The following is an 18,151-nucleotide window of genomic DNA, read 5'->3' as shown; positions in this document are numbered from 1 at the left end:
TCGCCGTACCATCCCGGATACAGGCTGGACGAAAAACCCGCCCCGCACACGCCAAATGCGTAAGCGGTTTTTGCCAGGCGGCCGGCAAATCCTGCCCCTGGATGAAAAATCGCGGAGTATACCGCAGCACCGCCCCGCGCAGGGCACCACGGCGATAGACGTTCCCTTTACCCCGCTGCCGTCGCAAGGTGCTAGAATTCGTTATCGTTTATTCCCCAAGGTAGCCCTGTAATGTCCTTCGCCGAGCAACTGACCCGCCTGCAAGCCTTCCTCGACGCCGACGAGCTGCACGAAGAAGCGCTGGACTATGTCGCCGCCCACGGCTACCTCACCGCCCTGTCGATCAATGCCGAGGAAGTGCCCGAGCGCGAATGGATCGACGCCCTGTTCGCCGAAGAGCCGCACTACGCCAGCGACGCTCAGCGCACCGAGATCGAGGCCACCCTGGTAGCGCTCAAGGCACACATCGCCCGCCAGCTGGCCAGCGACGATGAATTCGAGCTGCCGTGCGACCTCGACCTGACCGAAGAGCCGGACGATTCCGACCTGCGCGGCTGGTGCATCGGCTTCATGGAAGGCGTATTCCTGCGTGAAGAGGCCTGGTTCGAAAACGCCGAGGAAGAAGTCAGCGAGATGCTGCTGCCGATCATGGTCGGCTCGGGCCTGTTCGACGAGCAACCGGAGTTCGCCGACATCGCCAGCAACGCCAACCTGCAGGACGACATGATCGTACAGATCCCCGAAGCACTGACGGCGCTGTTCCTGCTGCTGCATGCCCCTGACGAAAAGCCGGCACTGCTCAAGCCACGTCACCACTAAGTCGCCTGTGCGCTACCTGCTGCTGGCCACCGGCTGGCTCAGCGTCGCGTTGGGGGTGTTGGGGATATTCCTGCCGGTATTGCCCACCACCCCGTTCCTGCTATTGGCGGCTGCCTGCTTTGCCCGCAGTTCGCCGCGCTTTCACCACTGGCTGGTTCATCACCCCAAGCTCGGGCCATGGATCCGTGACTACCTCAGTGGTGAAGGTATCCCCCTCAAGGGCAAGGTCTACGCCATCGGCCTGATGTGGGCCAGCATCGGCCTGTCGTGCTATCTGGTGCCCCTGTTCTGGGCACGCATCTTCATGTTGTCCAGTGCCGTCCTGGTAAGCCTGTATATCCTCAGCCAGAAAACCCTGCACAAGCCAAAGTGACAATATTCTGTCGCCAAATATCACTTTCGCCTAATTCGTGCTTCCCTTATCTGAAATGATTCTGGAACTCGGTTAAAGCCCTGTATTCATTGGCCTTAATGGAGTTTTACGCCGCCATTTCCAAGGTTCACCTGCGAACCTGTTAGATGATTTAATTAGGTTATGGCAATTTGATATGAATAAATCTTCTTGTCTATCGCGTTGAATGTACTTAGCTGTGTTATTAAAAACCTGCAACACTATATGAAATAACTTTATCGTCATTTTTTTGGCGAATAGCAGGATCAATTCCAGGATCAGGGAGATGTACCATGCGCGTTTTGAACCCCATCACCAGTGCATTACTGTTGGCCCTGGCGAGTGCCAACGTACAGGCGATGTCGATCACCGAGGCTGTCCAGAGCGCCGTGGACTACCACCCGCAGGTCAGCTCCAACCGCAACAGCAAGCTGTCTGCCGATGAAGATGTTAAGTTTGCGCGTGGTGGCTATTACCCTTCCGTGGATCTGGTCGCAGGCTATGGCCGCCAGCGTTCTGACAACACCACGACGCGTGCCGAGGGCAACCACAACAAGGAAACCCTCAACTACACCCAGTCCGAGCTGCGCCTGCGGCAGATGATCTTCGACGGCTTCAACACCTCGAATGAAGTGGGCCGCACCGAAGCGGTCTCCACCTCCCGCGCCTACTACACCCAGGCCGTTGCCCAGGATGTCGCTCTGCGTGCAGTCGAGGTGTACCTGGAAGTGCTCAAACGCCGTGAACTGGTGACCCTGGCCAGGAACAACCTGCAAGCCCACCTGCGCGTCAACGACCAGATCGGCCTGCGCAACGAGCGCGGCGTCGGCAGCACCGCCGACCTTGACCAGTCCCGCGCACGTCGCGCCCTGGCGGAAAACAACCTGGACACCGCCGAAGTCGACCTGGCCGATGCCGAAGCCAACTTCTTCAGCGTCGTCGGCCGCATGCCGGACGAGCTGGAAAGCCCGCAGTCCATCAAGGGCGAGGTGCCTGGCACCCTCGATGAAGCCCGCGACGGCATGCGTCAGAACAACCCGTACATCAAGTCTGCCCAGGCTGACGTCAATGCTGCCGAGCAGCAATACGAAGTGGCCAAGTCGACCTTCTACCCACGCTTCGACGCCATTCTGGCTACCGGTGCCAACAACAACACCGGTGGCGAGAAAGGCCACAACAACAACGACTGGCAAGCCGGCGTGGAGATGAACTACAACCTGTTCCGCGGCGGCAGCGACAAGGCTCGCCTGCAGTCCGACGCGCACAAGATCAACCAGGCCCTGGACATCCGCAATAACGCCCTGCGTGAGCTGACCGAAAACCTGAGCCTGGCGTGGAACGCCATGAACAACGCCAGCAAGCAGCTGCCGACTGCGCGTGAATACGCCGAGACCACCAAGCGCGTGCGTGCCGCCTACCAGGACCAGTTCGGCCTGGGCCAACGTACCCTGCTCGACGTGCTCGACAGTGAAAACGAGCTGTACAACGCCGACCGCCGCTACACCGAGGTGCGTTATACCGAGGAGTTCTCGCGCTACCGCGTGCTGGCGACCATGGGCGAGCTGTTGACCAAGCAACGTATTTCGCTGCCACCGGAAGCGCTGGCTACCACCGAAGTACGCACCGAGGCACGTTTGCCTGATATGCGTTGATCGGGTTCGAGATAGCCGGGGCCGCTTTGCGGCCCATTCGCAGCTCAAGGCTGCTCCTACAGATGTTGCGCGCTTTCCTGTAGGAGCAGCCTTGTGCTGCGAATGGGCTGCAAGGCAGCCCCCAGCCCCTACTCGCTGCCATGGTTGCGCCGGAACGTCTCCTCGCCCATGGCCCTGATCTGCCCTTCGATCAATGCCTCGAACGGCGCCAGCAATGCATCGAAACAGGCCGGTTGCTCAAGCGCATTGAGCGCCCCCACCACCGCCTCGATAGTCGACAACGCCCCCGCCTCCGGCGCCTTGCGCAAGCGGTAGCGTGAAGGCGCGACAGCCCCCAGCGTCACTCGCGGCAACGCCTCCAGCAATGGGTTCAGGTACAACAGCTTGCGTGCCTTGCGCCAGGTGCCGTCGGGTACGATCAACAGCAAGGGTTTGTCGTCCGTCTTGCCATAGGCCACCAACCTCTGGGCGTCGTCGCCCGGGAACAGCAGGGCCGGCCGGTAACCGGGGGTCGCCAGCAATTCGTTCAGGTCATCGAATACCTCGCCTACCCGCAACTCGGCGTTGTTCAGGCCAAGGGCGGCCAGGCGGGCGGTATTCAGGGCATGGGCGGTTTCACTGGGGTGCTGCAGCAGGATGACGCGGGTACGGCTGTCGAGCGCGGGGATCAGTGGGCAGAGGCAATGGTCGAGCGGGCGCTGGCAGCGCTCGCAGCGGGGTCTGGGCATGGGGTTCTCCTTGGCGGGAACAGTTTGCCACAGAACCGGGGCCCGCTTTGCGGGCCTTTCTCCGGCAGGCCAGCTCCCACAGGATCACCACAGGCCTGAGCCTTGTGCGATACCTGTGGGAGCTGGCTTGCCGGCGAAAGGGCCGCAAAGCGGCCCCGGCGATCTCAACGGTTGAACCGCTCTGCCAGGCTATGCAGGTATTCCGCCATGCGCTCCAGGTCCTGGCTGATTTCCGCGCCCTGCCTGGCCTGCCCGGCACTCTGGTCGCATAGGTGGGCTATGCGCACGATCTGCTGGTTGATGTCCTCGGCCACATGGCTCTGCTGCTCCGACGCCGTCGCCATCTGCTGGCTCATGCCGGTGATGCGGCTGACCGCCTGGGCAATCCCGCTCAACGCTGCCTGCACCGCCTCGACGCTGTGCACGCTGTCCCGCGAGATCTGCTCGCCGCGGCTGGCGGTGCTGACCGCGCGCGCTGCCCCGGCGCGCAACGAGGCGATGATCTGGTGGATCTCCTCGGTCGAGGCACGGGTGCGCTGGGCCAGCGAACGCACCTCGTCGGCCACCACGGCAAACCCGCGCCCCTGTTCGCCGGCACGCGCCGCCTCGATGGCTGCGTTGAGCGCCAGCAGGTTGGTCTGCTCGGCGATCGAGGTAATCACATCGACCACGCTGCCGATCGACTGGGTCTGCTCAGCCAGGGCATTGACCGCCTGGCCGATGTCGTTGACCGCATTGCTCATGCTGCCCATGGCTTGCAGGCTCTGCATCGCCAGCTCGCTGCCCTGTTGCGCCAGCTGGTCGGCATCGCCCGCTGCGTGCGCCGTGCTCTGCACGTTGTGGGTAACCTGCTGGATGGTCGCCGCCATCTGCGCGATGGCGGCGGCGGACTGGTCGGTCTCGTTGCGCTGGCGGTCGAGCATCTGTGCCTGGGCATCGGACAAATCGGACGACTGCGCTGCCCGCGACTTCACCCCGACCCCGGCATCCACCAGGCGGGTCAAGGCCGTTTGCAGGCGTGCTTCTTCACTGATGATGGCAAGATCCAGCTGGCCCTGCAGGCCTGGGTTATCACTGTAGGTCAGTGCCACCAGTGGGCTGGTGAAGGCCTTGGGATGCTCGGCCAGCGTGCGCCGGACCGCCTGGTTCTGCCGGTGCTCGACCAGATACCAGGCCAGCAGCAGGCTGGCCATCAGCACCCCGAGCGCCGCGTAGGGCGGTAGCCACAGGTAGCCCGCCGCCGACAGCAGTCCCGCACCTATCAATGGCCAACCGTGGCCCAGGCCATGCAGCAGGCGGGCCGCCCACGGCACCGGTGTGCGGCCGGCCCGCAGGCGCGCATACAACGCCTCGGCGCGACGGATCTGCTCGCGAGTGGGCACCGAGCGCACCGACTCGTAGCCACTGATGCGGCCCTGCTCGTAGATGGCCGTGACGTAGGCGCTGACCCAGTAGTAATCACCGTTCTTCGCCCGGTTCTTGACGACCCCCATCCACGGTTTGCCTTGCTTGATGGTTTCCCACATGTGGCCGAACACTGCCGGCGGCATGTCCGGGTGGCGCACCAGGTTGTGGGGTTGGCCGACCAGCTCGTCGTAGGTGAACCCGCTGATCGCCACGAAAGCGTCGTTGCAGTAAGTGATGCGGCTGTTGAGGTCAGTGGTGGAAATCAGGCGTTGATCGTTGGGAAAGGTTCTTTCGTGCTCAGTGACGGGCAAATTCATGCGCATCTTGGGCAATCCTTGCAGGATGAAAGGGAGGTAGACAGCAGCACACGCAAATTTGATATATAGCAGGACGCCATTATGTTGTCGGTCGACAGCACCAACAATTTAACGGGTGCCGACGAAATACAGCATATGCCGGGCTTCAGCCCACGTTGAGCTGGCTTTTGAGGAGGTCGCGGAAGGTCTGGATCAATGGCTCACGGCTGCGCCCGCGGCGAATGATCAGCGAGAACGGTGCCTGGTAGCCGAAGGTCGACGGCGACAGCACGCGCAAGTCGCCCTTGTCGACCCAGGCCTGGGCATAGTGCTCGGGCAGGTAGCCGATGTAGGCCCCGGACAGGATCAGGATCAACTGCGCCTCCATGCTCTCCACCGTCGCCGCGCTGTGCTTGAAGCCATGCCGGGCCAGTTCGGCCTGGCTCCAGTAACCACGCCCGACCATGCGCTGCTGGGTCACCACCTGCTCGGGGATGCGCCGTTCGGCATACAACGGGTGGCGGCTGCTGCAGTACAGCCAGTGCTGCTCACGGTACAGCGGCTGGTAGAGCAGCCCGCTCATGCGCGAGGAGAACGCCCCGATCGCCAGGTCCAGACGGTTGTCCTGCACGCCCAGTTGCAGCTCGTAAGGGCTGGATACCGACAAGTGCAGGTGCACCGCCGGGTGTTCCTGGCTGTAGGCGCCAATGGCTTCGGCCAGCGGCAAGGCCCTGTCACCGACCGTGGAATCGATCACCCCCAGGTTGAGGGTGCCACGCAACTCGCCCTTGAGGGCGGCGGCGTACTGTTCGAAGCCGTCCAGCTCGGCCAGCAGGCGCAGGGTTTCCTGGTGGAACAGCTCGCCCTTGCTGGTCAGGCTGAAGCCGCCACGGCCACGGTGGCACAGCACGATCCCCAGGGCACCTTCCAGCTGGCTCATGTAGGTGCTGATGGCCGAGGTCGACAGGTTCAGCTCGCGCTGGGCATTGGCAAAGCCCTGGTGGCGCACCACGCTGACGAAGATGCGCAGCAGTTTCAGGTCGGGCAAGGTCGAGGCCATGGTGCAACGGTTCCGCAGGGGGTATTAGCGCGCAGTCTAACCGCTCTGCCGCCTTTAGTTCAGAAATTCCTGAACTAAGTATTTGCCGGTAGCGATTTTTCCCCGGCACTACCTTCAGCAGACTTGGCCGAAATGTCCCTGCCCGCCGGCAAGACCACACCTGGAAGGCGCGCGGCGGCACAGGTTCGAACAAACAGAACAATCGACCGACTGATGAGGCCCACCGTGGACAAGATCCTCCACCAACCACTGGGCGGCAACGAAATGCCGCGTTTCGGCGGCATCGCCACCATGCTCCGTCTCCCCCACCTGCAAAGTGCCCAAGGCCTGGACGCCGCCTTCATCGGCGTGCCACTGGACATCGGTACTTCGCTGCGCTCCGGCACCCGTTTCGGCCCGCGTCAGATCCGCGCCGAATCGGTGATGATCCGCCCGTACAACATGGCCACGGGAGCTGCACCGTTCGACTCGCTGTCGGTGGCCGACATCGGTGACGTGGCGATCAACACCTTCAACCTGCTGGACGCCGTGCGCATCATCGAAGAAGCGTATGACGAGATCCTCGAGCACAACATCATCCCGCTGACCCTGGGTGGCGACCACACCATCACCCTGCCGATCCTGCGCGCGCTGCACAAGAAGCACGGCAAGATCGGCCTGGTGCACATCGATGCCCACGCCGACGTCAACGACCACATGTTCGGCGAGAAGATCGCCCACGGCACCACCTTCCGCCGTGCCGTGGAAGAAGGCCTGCTCGATTGCGAGCGCGTGGTGCAGATCGGCCTGCGCGCCCAGGGCTACACCGCCGATGACTTCAACTGGAGCCGCCGTCAGGGCTTCCGTGTAGTCCAGGCCGAAGAGTGCTGGCACAAGTCGCTGGAACCGCTGATGGCCGAAGTGCGCGAAAAGGTCGGCGGTGGCCCGGTGTACCTGTCGTTCGACATCGATGGCATCGACCCGGCCTGGGCTCCCGGCACCGGTACCCCGGAAATCGGCGGCTTGACCACCATCCAGGCGATGGAGATCATTCGCGGCTGCCACGGCCTGGACCTGATCGGCTGTGACCTCGTCGAAGTCTCCCCGCCTTACGACACCACCGGCAACACCTCGCTGCTCGGTGCCAACCTGCTGTTCGAGATGCTCTGCGTGCTACCGGGCGTAGTGCGTCGTTAATACCGCTATACCCCGGCAGGAGCCATGAGGGAGGGCCACAGAGGCCCGCCAACAACACGACAAGACCGCCGGGCGCCGTGAACCCGCCCGCGTGGTCGATCTCGCCATAATAAAGATAATCGGGAGACCCCCAATGGCCTTGGACATCATTGTTGTAATGATCTATACCGCCGGCATGCTCGGGCTTGGCTGGTACGGCATGCGGCGCGCGAAAACCCATGAGGACTACCTGGTGGCCGGGCGCAACCTCGGCCCGGTCCTGTACATGGGCACCATGGCCACCACCGTACTCGGTGGCGCTTCCACCGTCGGCACCGTACGCCTGGGCTACGTCCACGGCATCTCCGGCTTCTGGCTGTGCGCAGCCCTGGGCCTGGGCATCATCGCCCTCAACCTGTTGCTGGCCAAACCCTTGCTGCGTCTGCGCATCTTCACCGTGACCCAGGTGCTGGAACAGCGCTACAACCCGGCCGCACGCCAGGCCAGCGCCGTGATCATGCTGGCCTACGCACTGATGATCGGCGTCACCTCGACCCTGGCCATGGCCACCGTACTGCAGGTGCTGCTCGACCTGCCGTTCTGGGCCTCGCTGCTGCTGGGCGGTGGTGTGGTGGTGCTGTACTCGACCATTGGCGGCATGTGGTCGCTGACGCTGACCGACATCGTCCAGTTCGTGATCAAGACCGTCGGCCTGATGTTCATCCTGCTGCCTGTGTGCCTGTACAAGGCCGGTGGCTGGGACACCCTGGTGGCCAAGCTGCCGGCGGCCAGCTTCCAGCTGACCACCATTGGCTGGGACACCATCATCACCTACTTCCTGATCTACTTCTTCGGCATCCTCATCGGCCAGGACATCTGGCAGCGGGTGTTCACTGCCCGTGACGAGAAGGTCTGCCAGCGTGCCGGCACCACCGCCGGTGTGTACTGCATACTGTACGGCCTGGCCTGCGCCGCGATCGGCATGGCTGCGCATGTGCTGATGCCCGACCTGGCCAACCCGAACAATGCCTTTGCCGAGATGATCAAGACCACGCTGCCCGATGGCATCCGTGGCCTGCTGATGGCAGCGGCGCTAGCCGCCATGATGTCCACCGCCAGCGCCGGCCTGCTGGCTGCGTCCACCACCCTGACCGAAGACCTGCTGCCCAAACTGCGTGGCGGCAAGGCGTCGAGCCTGGGCGTCAGCCGCCTGTTCACCCTGCTCACCGGCCTGGTGGTGCTGGGCATTGCCCTGGTGGTGAACGATGTGATCAACGCCCTGACCCTGGCCTACAACCTGCTGGTCGGCGGTATGCTGATCCCGCTGATCGGGGCGATTTTCTGGAAGCGCGCTACCACCGCCGGGGCTATCGCCAGCATGTCGCTGGGCTTTGCCACCGCGCTGCTGTTCATGTTCAAGGATGGGCTGGAGGCCAATACGCCGATCTACTACAGCCTGGCGGTTGGTCTGGTGAGCTTTGTGGTGGTCAGCCTGATATCGCGTAAATCGGTGGCGGCGGTTAAGCTGGCCTGATAGGTCCCGGCTGCCTTTACTGGCCCTTTCGCGGGTAAACCCGCTCCTACAGGAATATCACAGGCCTCGAGTGCTGTGGGGTACCTGTGGGAGCGGGCAAGCCGGCGAAGAGGCCGGTACAGGCAACACACAACTGGCAGACACTAAAAGGCCGCTGCACCCACCCAGGTGCAGCGGCCTTTGTCTGTATCAGCGACGACGCGGTTGGCGTTTGCGCTGCTCTTCATCAGTCGGGATCGGCACCGGCTGCAAGGGTGGTGGAATCAGCCCCAAGGCGACAGCCAGGTCATGGAGCCAGTTGGACAGTGGTTTATTCATAATGCCCCCTTGACGGGTCAGCCTCACGGCAATTCAATCCTGCGATGTTTCATACAGATCATAGCCCTATGTCCTGTATTACGCATGCCTCTAAAGCTACAGATACGGGCCATTTTGATACGGATCAAGCCGTAACGGCGCATTCCGACGACTGGTTAATCGTTTCGCTTTGTTGCAGGTCGATCCAGGCCTGCAAATTTGCCCCGCGCATGCCCTGGCGCCACATCAACCAAGTGACCGCCTGATCGAACGGTGCCTGCAGCTGGTGCACCCGCACCCGGTCGCGCCCGGGCAGGCTGTCGAGCATCGACCTGGCCATCATCGCCACACCCGCGCCAGCGATCACGCAGGCCAGCATACTCTGGTACGACTCGATCTCCATCACCCTGCCCATGGGCGTATGGGCATGGGCATACCAGGCCTCCAGGCGCATACGGTACGAGCAGCCCTGGCGGAAGGTGAACACCGCCTTGCCGGCCACATCCTTGGCAGTGTGTACCGCAGGGTGCTCGGGGCTGGTGATCAGCACCAACTGCTCATCGCAAAGCGGCACGCCATCCAGCCCGGCCAGGCTCGGTGGCCCGTCCACCAGGGCCGCGGCCAAGGTGTGGTTGAGCAGGCCTTCCAGCAACTCGCCACTGGGCGCCGCACGCACCTGCAAGTTAACCGCCGGGTAGGCCTGGTGATAACGCGCCAGCAACCCCGGCAAATGGGTCGCCGCCGTGCTGTACATGGTCCCCAGCACGAAGTCCCCGGCCGGTTGGCCGCCCCGCACGGCGGCCAGCGCCTCGTCGCGCAAGGCTGACATGCGGTTGGCGTAATCCAGCAGCACCTTGCCCGCGGGCGACAGCTGCAGGCGCTGGCGCTCGCGCAGGAACAGCTCGGCACCCAGTTGCTCTTCAAGCTGGCGCAAGCGCGTCGACAGGTTCGACGGCACCCGATGCAGGCGCTCTGCGGCGCGGGTGACCGAACCTTCCTCGGCCACGGCCTGGAAGATACGCAGTTGGCTGAATTCCACGGTATTCTCCAAAACAGAACAACTTGATCATCATTATTCAATTTTATTGAAAAAGAAACCGCCCTAACCTGCCAGCCATCGCTTACATCCGTGCAGGAGACTTGTCATGTCGCCACTCATTCAACTGCTGGCCAGCGCCGTGGCGCTGATGATGGCCATGGGCATCGGCCGTTTCGCCCTGACCCCGCAGCTGCCGCAACTGATCGCCGAAGGCCAGTTCGACCTGACGGTCGCCGGGCTGGTGGCAGCGGCCAACTACCTGGGTTACCTCATCGGCGCGGTAGATGCCATGTTCGCCCGCTCGCCGGGCCAGGTGCGCCTGCGCCTGCACGGCGGGCTGTGGCTGTGCGTGCTGCTGACCCTGGCCTCATGGGCCGCAGACGGGTTCTGGAGCCACCTGCTGCTGCGCTTCGGCACCGGCGTGGCCAGCGCCTGGGTGCTGGTGATGATCACCAGCCTCAGCCAACAGGTGGCCAATGCCGACAACCGCCAGCGCCTGGGTGCCCTGGTGTTCGCGGGACCCGGCCTGGGCATTGCGCTGACTGGTTTGCTGGCGCTGGTGGCGCATTTGTGGGGGCTTGGCTCGGCAGCACTGTGGCTGATCTATGCCGTGGCCGCGCTGGTGATGCTGCTGGCGGTGCGGCCTTGGCTGCCCAGGGCGCTGCAAGCCGCGCCGGTATCGCCCGCTGCACACCTAGGCCCGACCCGCCGTGTCGGCATCGGCCGCCTGGGGCTGGTATATGCGCTGTATGGCGTAGGTTACATCCTGCCGGCCACCTTCCTGTCGCAGATGGCCAACCAGCAGTTCCACGGGCAGTGGCTCGCAGACCTGTTCTGGCCGGCATTCGGCATGGCGGCGGCGCTGGGGGTTCTGCTCGTGAGCATGCGGCGTGGCGGCCGAACCGCGACCTGGCTCACCGCCACCCTGTGGCTGCAGGGGCTGGGTGTGCTGGCCTGCCTGATGGGCGGAGGTGTCGGGCTGGCGTTGGGCGTGGTGCTTTGTGGCGGGCCATTCCTGGCCTGCATGCAACTGGTGATGCAACGTTCGCGGGAGCTGGCGCCGCATGCCACGCAGCGCAATGCCGGGCTGCTGACAGCCTGCTTTGCCCTGGGGCAGTTGAGCGGGCCGCTGCTGGCAGCGGTCAGCAGCCATTACAGCGGCGGGTTGCAGCCCGCGCTGATGGTGGCCGCGGGTGGGTTGGTGGTGGCTGGGGGGCTGGTGCTGTTTGGCAGCTCTGCACAGCAGGGCAACGCCTGTCAGGCCAAGGCTGCATCCTGAATCGTGACTGTCTGTGCCGGCCTCTTCGCGGGCTCGCCCGCTCCCACAGGGGCCGCAAAATCTTCAAGACCTGTGCAGTACCTGTGGGAGCGGGCAAGCCCGCGAAGAGGCCGGTACAGGTTATCGATCATCCCACAATCCGCCGCAATTGCTGCTTGACCCAAGGCTCGGCACTCACCAGCACCACCCCCAGCAGCACCATCAACGCACCAACCACAAAGTTCAGGCTAAGCGGCTCATCCAGCAACAAAACGCCAAAGGTCACCCCGAACAGCGGGGTGATGAACGAGAACACTGCCAGGTTCGACGCCAGGTATTTGCGCAGCAACCAGAACCAGGTCAGGTAGCTGATGAACGACACCACAATCCCCTGGAACAGCACGCTGCCCATCGCCAGCGGCGTCAGCGTCACCGCGCCGATCTGGCCGCTGAGCAAGGCAATCAGCAGCAACCCGGCAAAGCCCACCGCCAGCTGATAGAACAGGGTCAGGGTCGCTGGTGCTTCCGACAGCCGCGAGCAGCGCACCACCACCGTGGTCGCCCCCCAGGCCAGCCCGGCGATCACGCCAAAGGCATCCCCCAGCAGGGTGCGGCCATCCATGTGCTCGAACGACATGCCGCCGGCAAACGCCATGGCAATACCGCCGAAGGCCAACAGGATCCCAAGCCATTGCAGCAGCCGCAGGCGTTCGCTGGGCAGCCTGAAATGCAGGCCCAACGCGGTGAACACCGGCGCGGTATAGAGGAACACCGACATGTGCGCCGCCGAGGTCAGCTTCAGCCCCTCGGCAATGAACAGGAACTCCAGGCCGAACAACCCGCCCGCCACCACCCCGGCACGCCAGGTGCTGCCGACCTGCTCCCAGCCCCCGCGCCAGCACAGCATCAGGCCCACCAGGACGGCGGCGATGCCGTTGCGCAGGGCCGCCTGCATCACCGGCGCGATATCGATGGCAGCAGTCTTGATCAGGACCTGCTGGCAGCCCCAGATCAGGCACAGCCCCAGCATCACCTGAAAGGCAAAGGCATCAGGGTTCTTGCGGGCCGCGCTCATGAGCGGGCCTCTGCGGTGGTCATTGGCATGGGCGAGGGCTCGGCAGTTATTCAGGAACTACCGATTATCGGGTTTCCATGGCCGCCCTTGCCAGCCTCAAAACGACCTCAGGCGATCTGTGCCTTCGCCGACACCTGCTCGAAGGTGGTTTCATCCAGCGCATCCTCCTGCTCGTCCAGCACCTGGCGCGGGTGCTCGAAGCCGGGGATGCTGCTGTCGATCAGGCTCATCAACCGCGAGCCTCGTTCGGTCAGCACGAAATTCTCGCCATTGCCGCCATCTTCTTCGGGTCGGGTTTCGATGAAACCACGCTCGAACAACAGCCTCTCGTACTCGCAGGCACGGGTTTTCAGGTGGTCCAGGTCGCCCACCGGCTCCCCCTTGGCAGCCAGTGCCGCAGCGTGCTGCTCGGCATAGGGGCGTGGCGTGAAGCTGTGACCGGCGCCGTTCTGCACCTCGTGCAGCAAACGCTCGATCAGGTCCCAGTCGTAGGCGATGCTCATGGCTACGGGCTCCTGCTGTGGACGGAAGGTGTACACAGGTTGGGACCTGCCGAGGTTGCCCGGCGTTCCGAAATATCTCAGCGCTGGCGTTGATGTGCTTGCATGTACTGGCGCAGCAACTGGCTCACAAGGCCAGGTCAGTTGCCCAACTGGGGACAGGCTGACCATGAAGTGCCACCGGTCGAAGGCGCTGAACTAACGGCCAGGCACATGCCTCCACCGGGCATCACCACCGCCGGAGGTAGAAGGATGAAACTGCTGCTGCCCATTGCCTGTGCCACTGCCCTGTCCTGCGCCCTGCCCGCCTGGGCCTGCACACCGGAAGAAGCAACGCAGAAACGCGAAGAGCTGGCCGGGTTGGTCACCCAGTTGACCGAGCAGAACCCGCAGAAGGCCAAGGAGATCAATGACGAGCTTCAAGGGATGGAGCTGGGCACGGCTAGCAAGGATTTGCCCGACAAGTGTCAGCTGATCGACAAGCGGATCAAGGAGTTGAAAGAGGCGGAGAAAAAGACTGAATAGAGGTCGCCTGTGCTGGCCCCTTCGCGGGCACGCCCGCTCCCACAGGGATAACACAGCCTTCGATATCTGTGATTATCCTGTGGGAGCGGGCGTGCCCGCGAAGAAACCAACAGCGCTACTGAAGGTTACTCAGCCGCAGGCTTGCGCTTCTTCAGCGGCGCCAGGCCGTCGGCGCTGGCCAGCGGTGCATTGGCCTTCGGCTTGGCGGTTGGCTTGCGTTTGGCGGCCGCCTTCTTGTCACCGGTCTTCTTCTCGACCTTTTTCTTCTTGCTGCCAGCCGCCTTGCCCGAGGCCTTGACCTTCTTGGGCCCGTTGTAGGTGCCCTTCACTTCCTTGATCACCCGGCGTTCGAACTGCTGCTTGAGGTAGCGCTCGATGCTCGACATCAGGTTCCAGTCGTTGTGGGTGATCAGCGAGATCGCCAGGCCTTCGCTACCGGCACGGCCGGTACGGCCCACGCGGTGCACGTACTCGTCACCGCTGCGCGGCATGTCGAAGTTGATCACCAGGTCCAGGCCGTCGATGTCCAGGCCACGGGCCGCAACGTCGGTAGCCACAAGCACCTTGGAGCTGCCCTGCTTGAAGCGGTCCAGGGCCAGCTTGCGGTCCTTCTGGTCCTTCTCGCCGTGCAGCACGAAGGCCTTCACGTCCTTGGCCACCAGGTGGCCGTAGATGCGGTCGGCCAAGGCGCGGGTGTTGGTGAAGATGATCGCCTTGTCGAAGGTTTCGTTGGCCAGCAGCCACTGCACGATCTGCTCTTTGTGCTGGTCGTGGTCGGCGGTGATGATCTGCTGGCGGGTGCCTTCGGCCAGCTGCGAGACGCTGTTGAGCATCAGGTGCTCTGGGTCTTTCAGCACCTTGCCGATGATGTCGCGCAGGGCCGCACCACCGGTGGTGGCGGAGAACAGCAGGGTCTGCTGGCGGTTCTCGCACTCCTTGCACAGGCGCTCCATGTCCTCGGCGAAGCCCATGTCGAGCATGCGGTCGGCTTCGTCGAGGATCAGCACCTGTACGTGGGACAGGTCGAGGTTGCCGGCATTGAGCTGCTCGAGCAGGCGGCCCGGGGTGCCGATCAGCACGTCCGGCACCTTGCGCAGCATGGCGGCCTGTTCCTTGAAGTCTTCACCGCCGGTAACCAGGCCCGACTTGATGTAGGTGAACTGCGAGAACAGCTGTACCTGCTTGAGGGTCTGCTGGGCCAGCTCACGGGTCGGCAGCAGGATCAGCGCGCGGATCTCGACGCGGCGTTCGCGCAGGTCGACCAGGCGGTTGAGCAACGGCAGCACGAAGGCCGCGGTCTTGCCGCTGCCGGTCTGCGCGGTCACGCGCAGGTCACGCCCTTGCAGGGCCAGGGGGATGGCCGCGGCCTGCACCGGGGTTGGCTCGACAAAGTTAAGCTCGGCCACGGCTTTAAGCAGGCGTTCGTGCAGGGCGAATTGGGAGAACACGGAGGTAACCTCAGGCAAGTGCGGAAAATTCAGTTGCATAGGGTAACGTTTTCTGCCGCCTTAGCCGAATTTCTTTTGGCAACTTTGTCGCCATCCGCGCTCTAATGGCGCTTCGTTTGGCAACAAAGACTGTACGCAAGCCCATGGATATCCAACGAATCTGGCGCGACTCCCTCGACCTGTGGGGCACCCTTGACCAACATCCGATGCTGCACGCGGCCATCGGCCTGGCGGTGCTGCTGCTCATTTCCCTGGTCATCGGCCGCCTGGCACGCTTCCTGGTGTTGCACGGCGCCCGCCTGCTGGCCCGCCAGCCAGCGCTGAAGTGGCTGGACGACCTGCGCAACAACAAGGTTTTCCACCGCCTGGCACAGACCACGCCGTCACTGGTGCTGCAGTTCGGCCTGAAACTGGTGCCCGAGCTGTCCGACACTGCCCAGCACTTCCTCGGCAATGTCGCCCTGGCCTTTACCCTGCTGTTCATGACCATGGCGCTGTCGTGCCTGCTGGATGCCCTGCTCGACATCTACGCCCGCACCGAACACGCCCGCACCCGCTCGATCAAGGGTTACGTGCAACTGGCCAAGATGATGCTGTGGATCTTCGCCTCCATCGTCATCGTCGCCACCCTGATCGACCGCTCGCCGCTGTTGCTGCTGTCGGGCCTGGGCGCCATGTCGGCGGTGCTGCTGTTGGTGTACAAGGACACCCTGCTGTCGTTCGTCGCCAGTGTGCAGCTGACCAGCAACGACATGCTGCACGTGGGCGACTGGATCGAAATGCCCCAGGTGGGTGCCGATGGCGATGTGGTGGACATCACCCTGCACACGGTGAAGGTGCAGAACTTCGACAAGACCATTGTCTCCATCCCCACCTGGCGCCTGATGAGCGAGTCGTTCCGCAACTACCGCGGCATGCAGCAGTCCGGTGGCCGACGCATCAAGCGCAGCCTGTTCATCGACGCGGCTGGCGTGCGGTTCCTGACTCGCGAGGAAGAACAGCGCCTGAGCCAGGTCAGCCTTCTGCGCGACTATCTGGCGGGCAAGCGCCAGGAACTGCAAAGCTGGAACGAAGCCCTGGGGCCAGTGGCCGAGCTGTCGGCCAACCGCCGCAAGCTGACCAACATCGGCACCTTCCGGGCGTTCGCCCTGGCCTACCTGAAGAACCACCCCAACGTGCACCCGAACATGACCTGCATGGTGCGGCAGATGCAGACCACCGCCGAGGGCGTGCCGCTGGAGATCTACTGCTTTACCACCACCACCGTGTGGGCCGATTACGAGCGGATTCAGGGGGATATCTTCGATTATCTGCTGGCGGTGTTGCCGGAGTTTGGCTTGAGCCTGTATCAGCAGCCAAGTGGCAACGACATGCGGGTGGGGTTGAGCGGGCGTGTATCGCAAGAGCCTGTGCCGCGTCGGCTGGAAGACATGAGCGAGGCTTGAGATTGCCGGGGCTGCTTCGCAGCCCATCGCCGGCAAGCCAGCTCCCACAGGTACTGCACACGTCTCGAATTTTGCGCGGTGCCTGTGGGAGCTGGCTTGCCGGCGATGGGCCGCAAAGCGGCCCCTTTCCGTGTCAGGGCCGAGTCAGGGGTGCGCATTCATGGTTGTCGAAAGCCGGTTGCTCTCGCGCCCATGGACCATGCAGTACAGCGCACCGGCCAGGATCAACCCCATCGCCCAACTGATGTCCGCCCCCAGCCACTCGGCCACGAAGCCCGTGTAGAACGACAGCTTCATGAACGGGATGGTACCGATGATCGACACGGCGTACACCGCCAGGCTTCGACGATTGAAGCAGCCATAACGCCCCTTGGAGTCATACAGCGCCCCCACATCATAGTGGCCTCGGCATACCCAGTAGTAATCCACCAGGTTGATGGCGCTCCATGGGATCAACAGGTACAGCTGGCCGATCAGGATGTCGGCAAAGAACGTATCGAAATTGTATTGGGTGGCGATGGCGATCAGCGTTGCCGCTGCGGTCAGGCCAGCCATTACCAAGGCCTTGGCCGTCGCGGTCACGCGCCGGATGGTCTTGAAGGCACCAAAGATGGTGACCGACGACATGTAGGCGCTGTACAGACACAGCACGTTGTACTGGATCACCCCCAGCGCTATCACCGCCAGCGCCAACGGCGCCCACGGGCCGAACAACGCGGCAATGGCTGTGGCCGGGTCATGCCCCAGTGCCGACGGCAATGCCACTGCCACCAGCGCGCCCAGTGCCATCATGGCGAAGGAGCCCAGCGCACAACCGCAATAGGTGGCCCAGAACGTGGCGCGTGGGTTGACGTTGGCCGGCAGGTAGCGCGAGTAATCGGCTACATAGGGGCCATACCCCAGCGTCCAGGAGGCCGACTGGGCCACGATCAGGTTGAAGGCGGTGAACGAGAAGCCGGTACTCACTGCCGTCGTGGTTGCCATGTCGCCGGGGTGCAGCAGGATCAGCACCAGGGCGCCGGCAAAAACCAGTGTGGACAACAGGCTCATCCACGCGCCCAGGCGGTGGATCAGCTCGTAGCCGACAAAGCCGATGACAAAGGTCAGCAAGCCGACCACCACGATCGCCTGGTCATCGCTCATGGGCACCAGCGCCTGCAAGGCATTGCGCATCAGCACGCCGCTGGCGGCGAGGAACAGGACTGCGGCCATGACCATCACCAGCAGAGGGAGCGCGGCACCATGGACACCGAACTGGGCCCGGCTCTGGATCATCTGTGGCACGCCCAGGTGAGGCCCCTGGGCAGAGTGCGCGGCCATGAACACGGTACCGATGAGGTTGCCGACCAGCAGGCCCAACAAGGTCCAGCCAAGGCTTAGCCCCGATGCAATGCCCAGGGTGCCGACCATCAGCGCGGTTATCTGGAAGTTGGAGCTGAACCAGATAGTGAACAATCGTTTAGGCGTGCCATAACGCTCTGCGTGTGGGACAAATTCGATACTTCGCGTTTCTAGCTTCACG

17 protein-coding genes and 1 pseudogene are annotated in these 18,151 nt (G+C 63.3%); 8 read left to right on the top strand and 10 right to left on the bottom strand.

Features of this window, described 5'->3' with window-relative positions:
- Positions 1 to 231: 231 nt before the first annotated feature.
- The 3 genes from IMX18_RS04640 (at position 232) to IMX18_RS04630 (ending at position 2,862) form a co-directional block, all read left to right on the top strand.
- Entirely contained in the window at positions 232 to 819 is a 588-nt protein-coding gene (locus tag IMX18_RS04640; protein WP_013973687.1) for a YecA/YgfB family protein, read from the top strand.
- A 7-nt stretch (positions 820 to 826) separates the two neighbouring features.
- Entirely contained in the window at positions 827 to 1,192 is a 366-nt protein-coding gene (locus IMX18_RS04635) for a YbaN family protein (RefSeq protein ID WP_003259078.1), read from the top strand.
- A gap of 311 nt (positions 1,193 to 1,503) precedes the next feature.
- Positions 1,504 to 2,862 (top strand): TolC family outer membrane protein, encoded by a 1,359-nt coding sequence (locus IMX18_RS04630; RefSeq protein ID WP_003259075.1) that lies wholly within the window; start codon positions 1,504 to 1,506, stop codon positions 2,860 to 2,862.
- Between the two features lie 128 nt (positions 2,863 to 2,990).
- Here IMX18_RS04630 and IMX18_RS04625 read toward each other — a convergent pair whose 3' ends face one another.
- The 4 genes and pseudogenes from IMX18_RS04625 to IMX18_RS04615 form a co-directional block, all read right to left on the bottom strand.
- Entirely contained in the window at positions 2,991 to 3,590 is a 600-nt protein-coding gene (locus IMX18_RS04625; protein WP_015271291.1) for a tRNA-uridine aminocarboxypropyltransferase, read from the bottom strand.
- Between the two features lie 164 nt (positions 3,591 to 3,754).
- On the bottom strand, positions 3,755 to 4,783 hold the full coding sequence (locus tag IMX18_RS04620; protein WP_371035233.1) for a methyl-accepting chemotaxis protein: 1,029 nt from the start codon (positions 4,781 to 4,783) through the stop codon (positions 3,755 to 3,757).
- Positions 4,784 to 5,011: 228 nt separating this feature from the next.
- A pseudogene (locus IMX18_RS28355) lies at positions 5,012 to 5,314 on the bottom strand (PAS domain-containing protein); the annotation flags it as partial.
- A gap of 145 nt (positions 5,315 to 5,459) precedes the next feature.
- Entirely contained in the window at positions 5,460 to 6,353 is an 894-nt protein-coding gene (locus IMX18_RS04615; RefSeq protein WP_013973692.1) for a LysR family transcriptional regulator, read from the bottom strand.
- Between the two features lie 225 nt (positions 6,354 to 6,578).
- Between IMX18_RS04615 and speB the strand changes: the two genes are divergently transcribed.
- Both speB and IMX18_RS04605 read left to right on the top strand, forming a co-directional pair.
- The gene (gene speB / locus IMX18_RS04610) at positions 6,579 to 7,529 is read left to right on the top strand and encodes an agmatinase (RefSeq protein ID WP_013973693.1); all 951 of its coding nucleotides are present in this window, start codon (positions 6,579 to 6,581) and stop codon (positions 7,527 to 7,529) included.
- Positions 7,530 to 7,662: 133 nt separating this feature from the next.
- Entirely contained in the window at positions 7,663 to 9,042 is a 1,380-nt protein-coding gene (locus IMX18_RS04605; protein WP_015271293.1) for a sodium:solute symporter family protein, read from the top strand.
- Positions 9,043 to 9,231: 189 nt separating this feature from the next.
- On the opposite strand, the gene IMX18_RS28200 is transcribed toward IMX18_RS04605, so the two are convergent.
- Together IMX18_RS28200 and ptrR are read right to left on the bottom strand one after the other, a co-directional pair.
- Entirely contained in the window at positions 9,232 to 9,360 is a 129-nt protein-coding gene (locus IMX18_RS28200) for a PA1414 family protein (protein WP_009683677.1), read from the bottom strand.
- 124 nt (positions 9,361 to 9,484) lie between these two features.
- On the bottom strand, positions 9,485 to 10,378 hold the full coding sequence (ptrR, locus tag IMX18_RS04600) for a putrescine utilization regulator PtrR (RefSeq protein WP_217190726.1): 894 nt from the start codon (positions 10,376 to 10,378) through the stop codon (positions 9,485 to 9,487).
- Positions 10,379 to 10,484: 106 nt separating this feature from the next.
- On the opposite strand from ptrR, the gene IMX18_RS04595 reads away from it, so the two are divergent.
- Entirely contained in the window at positions 10,485 to 11,657 is a 1,173-nt protein-coding gene (locus IMX18_RS04595; protein ID WP_217190728.1) for an MFS transporter, read from the top strand.
- Between the two features lie 127 nt (positions 11,658 to 11,784).
- On the opposite strand, the gene IMX18_RS04590 is transcribed toward IMX18_RS04595, so the two are convergent.
- Positions 11,785 to 12,711 (bottom strand): DMT family transporter, encoded by a 927-nt coding sequence (locus IMX18_RS04590; protein WP_015271296.1) that lies wholly within the window; start codon positions 12,709 to 12,711, stop codon positions 11,785 to 11,787.
- Positions 12,712 to 12,818: 107 nt separating this feature from the next.
- Positions 12,819 to 13,214 carry a hypothetical protein gene (locus tag IMX18_RS04585; RefSeq protein WP_013973698.1) on the bottom strand — a complete coding sequence of 132 codons (396 nt, stop codon included), beginning with the start codon at positions 13,212 to 13,214 and terminating at the stop codon, positions 12,819 to 12,821.
- Positions 13,215 to 13,463: 249 nt separating this feature from the next.
- Between IMX18_RS04585 and IMX18_RS04580 the strand changes: the two genes are divergently transcribed.
- Complete coding sequence (locus tag IMX18_RS04580; RefSeq protein WP_191472261.1) at positions 13,464 to 13,736, top strand: hypothetical protein; 273 nt, start codon at positions 13,464 to 13,466, stop codon at positions 13,734 to 13,736.
- 125 nt (positions 13,737 to 13,861) lie between these two features.
- Here IMX18_RS04580 and IMX18_RS04575 read toward each other — a convergent pair whose 3' ends face one another.
- A complete protein-coding gene (locus IMX18_RS04575) occupies positions 13,862 to 15,223 on the bottom strand; it encodes a DEAD/DEAH box helicase (protein WP_191472259.1) in 1,362 nt (453 codons plus the stop codon).
- Positions 15,224 to 15,327: 104 nt separating this feature from the next.
- Between IMX18_RS04575 and IMX18_RS04570 the strand changes: the two genes are divergently transcribed.
- Positions 15,328 to 16,629 carry a mechanosensitive ion channel family protein gene (locus IMX18_RS04570; RefSeq protein ID WP_015271298.1) on the top strand — a complete coding sequence of 434 codons (1,302 nt, stop codon included), beginning with the start codon at positions 15,328 to 15,330 and terminating at the stop codon, positions 16,627 to 16,629.
- A 144-nt stretch (positions 16,630 to 16,773) separates the two neighbouring features.
- On the opposite strand, the gene IMX18_RS04565 is transcribed toward IMX18_RS04570, so the two are convergent.
- On the bottom strand, positions 16,774 to 18,150 hold the full coding sequence (locus IMX18_RS04565; protein WP_043935828.1) for a purine-cytosine permease family protein: 1,377 nt from the start codon (positions 18,148 to 18,150) through the stop codon (positions 16,774 to 16,776).
- Position 18,151 lies beyond the last annotated feature (1 nt).

This window comes from Pseudomonas shirazica (genome assembly GCF_015168335.1).
GTDB classification, from domain to species: Bacteria; Pseudomonadota; Gammaproteobacteria; order Pseudomonadales; family Pseudomonadaceae; genus Aquipseudomonas; species Aquipseudomonas asiatica.
The sequence above is the reverse complement of the archived record's forward strand: the minus strand, read 5'-3'. Positions and strand labels throughout refer to the sequence as shown.

Excerpts from the sequence above, each read along its gene's own strand:
- IMX18_RS04640 (WP_013973687.1), top strand. The coding sequence starts at position 232 with ATGTCCTTCGCCGAGCAACTGACCCGCCTGCAAGCCTTCCTCGACGCC.
- IMX18_RS04630 (WP_003259075.1), top strand. The coding sequence starts at position 1,504 with ATGCGCGTTTTGAACCCCATCACCAGTGCATTACTGTTGGCCCTGGCG.
- IMX18_RS04625 (WP_015271291.1), bottom strand. The coding sequence starts at position 3,590 with ATGCCCAGACCCCGCTGCGAGCGCTGCCAGCGCCCGCTCGACCATTGC.
- IMX18_RS04620 (WP_371035233.1), bottom strand. The coding sequence starts at position 4,783 with ATGGCCAGCCTGCTGCTGGCCTGGTATCTGGTCGAGCACCGGCAGAAC.
- IMX18_RS04615 (WP_013973692.1), bottom strand. The coding sequence starts at position 6,353 with ATGGCCTCGACCTTGCCCGACCTGAAACTGCTGCGCATCTTCGTCAGC.
- IMX18_RS04605 (WP_015271293.1), top strand. The coding sequence starts at position 7,663 with ATGGCCTTGGACATCATTGTTGTAATGATCTATACCGCCGGCATGCTC.
- IMX18_RS28200 (WP_009683677.1), bottom strand. The coding sequence starts at position 9,360 with ATGAATAAACCACTGTCCAACTGGCTCCATGACCTGGCTGTCGCCTTG.
- IMX18_RS04595 (WP_217190728.1), top strand. The coding sequence starts at position 10,485 with ATGTCGCCACTCATTCAACTGCTGGCCAGCGCCGTGGCGCTGATGATG.
- IMX18_RS04590 (WP_015271296.1), bottom strand. The coding sequence starts at position 12,711 with ATGAGCGCGGCCCGCAAGAACCCTGATGCCTTTGCCTTTCAGGTGATG.
- IMX18_RS04585 (WP_013973698.1), bottom strand. The coding sequence starts at position 13,214 with ATGAGCATCGCCTACGACTGGGACCTGATCGAGCGTTTGCTGCACGAG.
- IMX18_RS04580 (WP_191472261.1), top strand. The coding sequence starts at position 13,464 with ATGAAACTGCTGCTGCCCATTGCCTGTGCCACTGCCCTGTCCTGCGCC.
- IMX18_RS04575 (WP_191472259.1), bottom strand. The coding sequence starts at position 15,223 with ATGCAACTGAATTTTCCGCACTTGCCTGAGGTTACCTCCGTGTTCTCC.
- IMX18_RS04570 (WP_015271298.1), top strand. The coding sequence starts at position 15,328 with ATGGATATCCAACGAATCTGGCGCGACTCCCTCGACCTGTGGGGCACC.